This is a genomic window from Kitasatospora sp. NPDC058965 (genome assembly GCF_042741245.1).
In the GTDB taxonomy this organism is placed as follows: Bacteria; Actinomycetota; Actinomycetes; order Streptomycetales; family Streptomycetaceae; genus Kitasatospora.
The window spans coordinates 1-7,226 of record NZ_JBHYKG010000386.1; the positions used below are offsets into that span (position 1 = coordinate 1).

The 7,226-nt window shown below is 71.3% G+C and carries 2 protein-coding genes; both read right to left on the reverse strand.

The genetic code is table 11. The annotated features are described in order from the left end of the window. Nucleotides 1–39: 39 nt before the first annotated feature. On the reverse strand, nt 40–4,185 hold the full coding sequence (locus ACFW1A_RS36330) for a ricin-type beta-trefoil lectin domain protein (RefSeq protein WP_380417130.1): 4,146 nt from the start codon (nt 4,183–4,185) through the stop codon (nt 40–42). Between the two features lie 247 nt (nt 4,186–4,432). Further along, a complete protein-coding gene (gene pepN, locus ACFW1A_RS36335) occupies nt 4,433–7,006 on the reverse strand; it encodes an aminopeptidase N (RefSeq protein ID WP_380417132.1) in 2,574 nt (857 codons plus the stop codon). Nucleotides 7,007–7,226 lie beyond the last annotated feature (220 nt).

The window sequence follows — 7,226 nt, forward strand, 5'->3', positions numbered from 1 at the left end:
CAGCGCGTCCGGGGGCCGTCGGTCTGTCGGTCTGTGGGCTCAGTGGTTGGTGCTCAGCGACCAGGCGGTGTTGGTCTGGTCGACGCAGGTCCAGGTGTCCAACTGGCGGCCGTTGGTGGTGTCCCAGTTGTTGATCTCCAGGCAGAGGCCGGAGTTCTTGTTGACGATCCTCCCGTCGTGGTTGAAGGTCCACTGCTGCTCCGGGTGGCCGGGCAGGCAGTCGGTGAGCACGGCCTTGGTGCCCAGGGCGGTACCGGCCCCGTCGGCGGCGACGCACTTCATGCCCGCGTAGCGCAGGGTGCCGTCGGTGTTGAAGTTGAAGACCTGGTTGCCGCCGCCGTTGCAGTCGTAGAGGTCGATCGGGGTGCCGTTCGCGGTCTGCGAGTTGTTGTCGTCCACGCACTTCGACGGGGCGTAGACCGAGTGCAGGGTCACGCCCACCGGCGCGTACTCGGTGCCCATGCCGACCGGGGTGGCGAACTGGGCGATGCCGTTGCTGGGGGCGGCGCCGGGGTAGACGGTCACCTGGTCGGCGCCGGTGCTGCCGGAGATCGCGTACAGCTCGGGGTTGCCGTCGCCGTTGACGTCACCGGGGGAGACGACCGTCGGTGCCACGTCGCTGCCCACGCCGATCGGCAGCAGCGTCTGGCCGGGCTGGGCGGGGAAGGTCCACTGCTGGTCGGGGTTGCCGTTGCAGTCCCAGATGATCAGTGTGGTGCCCGCGGCGTTGCCGCCCCCGTTGTCGCCGAGGCAGCGGCCGGAGACCGGGTTGCGCAGCGTGTTGTTCGGGCCGGGGACCCACTGCTGGTTGGTGCCGCCGTTGCAGGTCCAGATCTGCACGGTGCTGCCGTTGGCGGTGCCGTTGTGGTTGACGTCCAGGCACTTGCCGAGCACGTGGACGCTCTGGTCGGCGCCGAGGGTCCACTGCTGGTTGTAGGCGCCGGCGACGCAGCCCCAGATCTCCACCGGGGTGCCGTCGGCGCTGTTGCCGTGGCTCATGTCGGCGCAGATCGGCGAACCGTCGGCGGCCTTCAGACCGGTGGTCAGCGCGGTGTGGCTGGGCGCGGTGAGGTTGCTGGTGGGGATCCCGTTGCCGTCGAAGGTCAGCGGGTAGCTGACGACGGCGCCGGTGGTGTTGTCGCGGGCCCACAGGGTCGGGGTGCCGCCGGTCTCGCCGGTGTAGGTGAGCTGGTTGCCGTTGCCGTCCAGCACCGGGGCGCCGTAGAAGTCCACCCGCGGCAGGCCGGACGTGACGGTGGCGCCCACCGAGCCGGGGGCGATCAGGGTGGTGCCGCTCCAGTCGCCGCTGCCGATCAGGTAGGGCCGGCCGAGGTAGGCGCCCCCGCGGGCGCTGCCCGGGTAGTACCAGAGCTGGTTGTTCTCCACGGTGATCAGGTCGGCCATGTTCTTGCCGAGCGCGTTGGCGCCGGGCGCCACCATCTGGGTGAGCCCCGACCAGTCGGTCGGACAGCCGGAACCGGTGGCCACGTTGGCGCACCCGGTCGGCTTGTTGATCACCATGACGTCCTGGGTCAGGGTGAACCGGCCGGCCACGCCGGGACCGTTGGAGGTGGCCGAGACGGTGCCGTCGTTGCGGTAGAGGTAGAGCTGCTTGGTCTGCTTCTGGTACGCGAAGATGTCGTCCAGGATCGATTGGGTCTGCGAACCGCGGTGGGTGACCAGGTAGTTGTTCCAGCCGGTGCCGTCCGGGCTCTGGTTCGCGGCGGAGGCGATCAGCGGGGCCGCGGCCATGTCCTTGCCGCCCGGGATCAGGGTGAGGTTCCCGTTGTTGTTGGGGTCGGGGACGAGCGTGTCCGGCACGCCGTCACCGGTCAGGTCGCCCGCGACCGCCACCGCGTTCTGGTTCCACGGCGCGTAGAAGCTGTAACTCGCGACGGTGGCCTGGGTGTTGCCGGCGCCGTCGAGGGCCCGCACGTAGAGCGTGTGGGTGCCCCACTGCGCCGCGGTCAGGGTGATCGGGACGGACGCGGTGGCGGTGCCGTTGCCGTCCGGGGTGACCGGGATCGTGTTGGCCCCGCTCGGCGGGACGTTGGTGTCCAGCGACCACTGGAAGGCGGTGACACCGCTCTTCACACAGGCCATCCGGACGCAGCCCCAGGTCGGGGTCGGGTCGGTGCTGCTCACCTGGATGCTGACGGTCCCGTCACCGGCGTGCTTGTTCGGCGTGATGCCGCTGCCCAGCGGGGGGAAGTCCGACGACGGGGTGAAGGTGGCCACGCTCGGCGGGGTCAGGTCCACGTCGAAGACGCACGGGGTGGCGGCCGGGCCGGCCATGTAGCCGTCGTTGGCCCACACCTGCCAGGAGTACTGGTGGCCGTCCGCCCACGGCACCGGGGTGGGGATGGAGACGGTGCCGCCGCTGCCGACCGCGCCGGGACTGGCCGGCCAGCCGTCGGTGTACGGGTTGCCGTTGCCGTCACTGGCGGTGTTGTCGAGCAGCTTGGACCCGCCGGTCAGGTTCACCCCGGGCATGCCGGTGGTCAGCCGGGCGCTCAGGCTGACCGGGCCGGCCGTGGCGCCGAGCCAACCGGGCGTGCCGCCGCTGCAGTTGGCGTTGGCCTGGCTGACGCTCACCGAGTCGGGGGTGTTCGGCGCGATCTCGTACTGGGTGGACAGCTGCGGGTTGGTGCTGAAGCGCATGAACCCGTAGTTGGTGGCGTACTTGTTCTCCTGGCCGTAGATGCCGAAGGTCAGGTTGGGGTAGCCGCGGTACTGGCCGACCGGGCCGGTGACGTCGAAGTTGACGTACTGGGTGCCGCAACCGAAGTAGGCGCTCTTGACGGTGGTCTGGCCGAGGTCCTGGACCTGGCCCGGCTGGCTGCCCCAGTTGGTGCCGTTGGCGATGCCGCCGGTCAGGCGCAGGCCGATACCCCAGGTGTTGGGGCAGCCGTGGTCGGCGCCGTAGGTCTCGGCGAGCGTCAGGGTCGACTTCACCACGATGGTGCTGCTGTTGAAGAAGCTGGTGTCCATCTCGTAGAACGAGCGGTACAGGCCGAAGCAGTTGGAGTCGTACTGCTGGTAGCCGACGCCCTCGCCGTTCTCCTGGGCGTTGTCGTAGAGCGACTGTCCGGCGCAGCCCTCCTTGACCTCCAGGTAGTGGTTGGTCCCGCCGCCCGGCGCGACCGTGGGGTCGATGAAGGCCGGGTAGGTGGCGTGGGCGAGTTGGTCGGCGTCGGGGGCCAGGGTGACCGAGCCGTTGTCGGCCTTGACGTTCAGCTTGGAGATGTGGGCGCCGTGGCCCGGGCCGTCCTTGGAGGAGCCGATCCGGCCTGCAGGGTCGACCGCGCTCGGCGGGGCGGGCGGGGCGGCGGGACTGATCGGCGGGGCCTTCGGTGCGGCCTCCGCGGCCGCGGCGTCGGCCTGTGCCGGCACCCCGCCGGGCGCGGCCAGGGCGGCGGAGTCCCACATGACCGGGGCCGGGGCGTGGAAGGCTTCGGTGCCGTCGGGGGTTTTGACGGTGAGGTTGCCGTCGGTGTCGGTGCTGGTGGTGAGGCCGTTGGTGGTGGTGGCGAGCTTCAGCGTCTTGAGCTGGGGGTTGGCGGCGGCCTGGGCGTTCTTGACGACGAGGACTTCGTGGAAGGCGCCCTGGTCGGTGACGGTGGCCTGCAGGTCGACGCCGGGCAGGACGTCGGCGTAGGTGGCGGTGTTGCCGTTGACGGTCGGCTTGGGCAGCGCGAACGGCAGGGTCATCGCGAACTGGTGGCCGGCCTTGTCCTTGAAGGCGGCCAGCGGGGCGGTGCCGCCGCCGGACAGGGTGACCCCGGACGGGGTGGCGGCGGGGGAGAAGGTCCCGTCGGCGTTCTTGGCCAGGGTCGCGTCGGTGGCGACCCACGCGCCGCCCTTCTGCACCCGGACCGGCTGGATGTTGCTGGTCCGGGTGAAGGTCTTCCCGTCGGGGTTGGCGACGGTGACCGCGGTCTCGGTGGTCAGCGCGTCGACGGTGACCGGCTTGCCGGTCTTCTTCGCCTGCGCCAGTGCCTGCTGGGTGGGCCCGTCCTGAGCGGTCGCGCCGGTCGGCCTGGTGGGCGCCGACGGGGCCGCGGCCTGCGCGGGAACGGAGAGCGCCGGGCCGGCCGCCGCGATCACCGCGACGACCGCGGTCAGCACCGCCGCCCGCCGTGGTCTGCGTTGCCGGGCCACGGCACGCTCAGTGGCACGAAGCATCTGTCATCCCCCATATATCTGTGCAACAGCGGACGGTTCGTCAGTCGACCGACCCAGGGGGCGGCATGACGAACCGGGGGGCCGGTGCCCCCGTCGGCCCGATCAGGACGGGCACACTGCGCGCGATATTAGTAGCACGACCGATCGTTTAGATAGCCGATTCGGCAGTCGCCCGACCATGGTCGACGACCACGGCACGGGACCCCGGACACCGCGCGGTGTCCGGGGTCCCGTGCTGGTGCGGGGGTCAGGCCTTGGCGCGGTCCGCGGCCTGGGCCTTGAGGGCGCGCTCGATGCCGGCCCGGGCCTCGACGACCAGGCGGGCCAGGGCCGGCGCCGGGTCGGCGTCGGCCAGCCAGGCGTCGGTGGCGGCGAGGGTGGCCGGGTCGATCTGCAGCGCCGGGTAGAGCCCGGTGATGATCTGCTGCGCGATCTCGTGGCTGCGGGTCTCCCAGACCGTCTTCAGCGCGTCGAAGTACCGGCCCACGTACGGCGCCAGCAGCTCGCGCTGGTCGGGCATGTTGAAGCCGGCGATCACCGCGTCCTGGACGTAGTTGGTGAGCGCGTCCGACTCCACCACCGACGCCCAGGCCTCGGCCTTGGCCTCGGCGGTCGGGCGGGCCGCGCGGCAGCTGGCGGCCTTCTCCTGGCCGGCCGCGGTGTTGTCGCGGGCCAGCTCGGCGTCGATCGCCGCGTCGCCGGAGCGGCCGGTGTCGACCAGGCGCAGCAGCAGGTCCCAGCGCAGGTCGGTGTCGACGGCCAGACCGGCCAGCTCCGCGGAGCCGTCCAGCAGACCGGCCAGCAGGGCCAGCTGCTCGTCGGTGCGGGCGGCGCCGGCGAAGGCCTTGGCCCAGGCCAGCTGGTGGTCGCTGCCCGGGGCGGCGGCGCGCAGGCTCTGCTCGGCCACCGCGGCCCACCGCTGCAGGCCCTCCTCGCGCCAGGCCGGGTCGGCGTACAGCTCCAGGGCCAGCTTGGCCTGCCGCTGCACCGACTGGACCACGCCGATGTCCGACTCCTTGGGCAGGCCGGCGACGGCGAGCTCCAGGTAGTCGCGGGTGGCCAGCTCGCCGTCCCGGGTCATGTCCCAGGCGGCCGACCAGACCAGGGCCCGCGGCAGCGGCTCGGCGAAGTCGCCCAGGTGCGCGGTGACGGTGGCCAGCGAGGCCTCGTCCAGGCGCAGCTTGGCGTAGGAGAGGTCGTCGTCGTTGAGCAGCACCACGGCCGGGCGCTGACGGCCGATCAGCTCGGGCACCGCGGTCAGCTCGCCGTCCACGTCCAGCTCGACGCGGTGGGTGCGCACCAGCGCACCGTCCGTCAGCTCGTAGCAGCCGACGGCGATCCGGTGCGGGCGCAGTGCCGCGGCACCCTTGGCGCCCTCGGGCAGCGCCGGGGCCTCCTGGCGGACCGCGAAGGAGGTGATCACGCCGTCGGCGTCGACCTCGATCTCGGGGCGCAGCACGTTGATGCCGGCCGTCTCCAGCCAGGCCTTGGACCAGGTCTTCAGGTCGCGGCCGCTGGTCTCCTCCAGCGCGCTGAGCAGGTCAGGCAGGGTGGTGTTGCCCCAGGCGTGCCGCTTGAAGTACGCCTGCACGCCCTTGAAGAAGGCGTCCTGGCCGACGTAGGCCACCAGCTGCTTGAGCACCGAGGCGCCCTTGGCGTAGGTGATGCCGTCGAAGTTGACCATGACGTCTTCGAGGTCGTTGATCTCGGCCATGATCGGGTGGGTGGACGGCAGCTGGTCCTGCCGGTAGGCCCAGGTCTTCATCTGGTTGGCGAAGGTGGTCCAGCCGTTGGGCCAGCGGGTGCCGGCCGGCTCGACCAGCGCGACCATCTCGGCGTAGGTGGCGAACGACTCGTTCAGCCAGAGGTCGTTCCACCACTCCATGGTGACCAGGTTGCCGAACCACATGTGGGCCAGCTCGTGCAGGATCGTGGTGGCGCGCGACTCGTAGGAGGCGTCGGTCACCTTGGAGCGGAAGACGTACTGGTCGCGGAAGGTGACCGCGCCGGCGTTCTCCATCGCGCCCGCGTTGAACTCCGGCACGAAGAGCTGGTCGTACTTCTCGAACGGGTACGGGGTGTCGAACTTCTCCTGGAAGTAGTCGAACCCCTGCTTGGTGACGTCGAAGATCGCCTCGGCGTCCAGGAACTCCTTGAGCGAGGGCCGGCAGTAGATGCCCAGCGGCACCACCTGCTCGCCCGCGGTGTACTCGTCGAAGACACCGACGTAGGGTCCGGCGATGACCGCGGTGATGTACGAGGAGATCCGCCCGGTCGGGGCGAAGGACCAGGTCCGGGTGGCGCCTTCGCCGACCGGCTCCGGGGTGGGGGAGTTGGAGACGACCACCCAGTTGCTCGGGGCGGTGACGGTGAACCGGAAGCTCGCCTTGAGGTCGGGCTGCTCGAAGGAGGCGAACACCCGACGGGCGTCCGGCACCTCGAACTGGCTGTACAGGTAGGTCTCGCCGTCCACCGGGTCGACGAACTTGTGCAGGCCCTCACCGGTGTTGGTGTAGGCGCAGTCGGCGACCACCCGCAGCTCGTTCTCCGCGGCCAGACCGGTCAGCGCGATCCGGCTGTCGGCGAAGGCGGAGAGCTCCACCGGGGCGCCGTTCAGGGTGATCTCGTGCACGCTGGGCGCGACCAGGTCGACGAACGTGTCGGCGCCGGGACGGGTGGCGGTGAACCGGACCACGGTGGTGGACCGGAAGGTGCCGCTGTCACGGGCCGAGCTCAGGTCGAGCTCGATGTCGTACGCGTCCACGCTGAGGAGCTCGGCCCGGGTGCGGGCCTCCTCACGGGTCAAGTTGGTGCCAGGCACTCGCAGGACTCCTTCGTCAGGCTTGTTGGGCGCATCCTCCCACGAGGACCGGTCGTGGGCGGACCGCATAATTCCGCAACGGCCCCGGGGCCGGGACGCCGAACGGGGTGGGCGGGGGGCCCCCGGGCACCCCCCCCCCCCGCGCCCGGGCGCCCCGGGGGGGGGGCGGGGGGGGGTTTTTGGGGGGGGGGGGGGCCAGCCGCGGGGGGGGGGGGGGGAA